The organism is Pseudoalteromonas sp. TAB23 (assembly GCF_000498075.1).
GTDB lineage: Bacteria > Pseudomonadota > Gammaproteobacteria > Enterobacterales > Alteromonadaceae > Pseudoalteromonas > Pseudoalteromonas arctica.
The window spans coordinates 1-1,143 of record NZ_AUTP01000329.1 but is presented as its reverse complement, the minus strand read 5'-3'; the positions used below and the strand labels follow the sequence as shown (position 1 = coordinate 1,143).

Annotated in this window: 2 protein-coding genes (1 of these 2 only partly in view); both read left to right on the top strand. The window is 45.3% G+C overall.

What is annotated here, in order from left to right; all coding sequences use genetic code 11:
- Positions 1-556, top strand: the 3' portion of a protein-coding gene (locus L654_RS0122120; protein WP_024609065.1) for a hypothetical protein. Its footprint begins 68 nt before the window's first position; 556 of the gene's 624 nt are visible here — the last part of the coding sequence; the start codon falls outside the window, past its left edge; its stop codon occupies positions 554-556.
- A 2-nt stretch (positions 557-558) separates the two neighbouring features.
- Positions 559-846 carry a putative phage tail assembly chaperone gene (locus tag L654_RS0122115; protein WP_010553474.1) on the top strand — a complete coding sequence of 96 codons (288 nt, stop codon included), beginning with the start codon at positions 559-561 and terminating at the stop codon, positions 844-846.
- Positions 847-1,143: the final 297 nt, after the last annotated feature.

The window sequence follows — 1,143 nt, the reverse complement described above, 5'->3', positions numbered from 1 at the left end:
CCGCGTGTTCGAGGGAGAATTAAACCTAAACATTATAGGTATTCGCCACAACAACACGCGCGCCAATACCTTTAACGATGTTATTTGCGTGCTGTATCAGCAAAGTGGCGAATGGCAATTAAAGCAGTACAAAGCTACAACAGACGCAGGAACGTACTGGCGAACCAACCCAATGAATGTAAGTGGCACCGCAGTGCTAATTGCAGGGCAGCATAAAAGCCTATGGAAGTTGGGTTATCACCAGGGCAAATACCGCGCCCTAGTGCAGCACAAACCTGTTGTTGTTCTACGCGACAACGACAAAAACACCGAGTTAGACACGGAAGTCACACCACAAGCCGAGCTACAGCAGGGTTACTTTGGTATTAACTGCCACCGAGCAAACAGCAAAACCACATCAACCCAAGTTGATAAATGGTCTGCAGGTTGCCAAGTGCTAGCTAACCCAAATGACTTTGACGAGTTCATTAATTTGTGTGACCAATCAGCAGCCAAGTACGGCCCGTATTTTACATACACATTACTAAATCAATCCGACATTAAAGCGAGTAAATAATCATGGCGTTCGAGAAAAAAATCACATTAGAAACACCGGTAGGCGAAATTACATTTAACGTAAACGCAGCAGACTACAACAAATACATAAACTCTACGCAGCCAAACAACAAAGTGCAGCCGGCAACTAACTTTGTATTAAACACCGTAGTGCAAGAAGACGCTAAAAAATTAAAAGAGCTAGTGCAACAGCCAGGCGCCGCATTATTTTTAGTGGGTGCCATTGTTGAAGAGTACCAACCGGAGTTTAATTTCACCGTAAAAAAATCGAAGACCGAGCCAAGCAAATAGGCAAGTCTCGGTTAGATCAGCTACAGGCATACCACGCCAAGTATTTTGGCGCGGTTACCGCCACCCAAGAGAGCCTAGCGCAAGCGCTATACCTCGAAACGCAGCAGCAAGAAAACTTTGTAGTTGCTGTAAATAACGGCATATGCCAAGCACTAAGCGAGTAATGTATGGCCACGCTCAGCAAGTTAGACAAGCTTAATTATTCAATCGGCATCATCGACAAGGTGACGGGTCCGGTTAATAAAGTCATGGCTAAAATTAATCAGCTGAGCCAGCAAACAGCCGCCGCGCAAGATC

Excerpts from the sequence above, each read along its gene's own strand:
- L654_RS0122115 (WP_010553474.1), top strand. The coding sequence starts at position 559 with ATGGCGTTCGAGAAAAAAATCACATTAGAAACACCGGTAGGCGAAATT.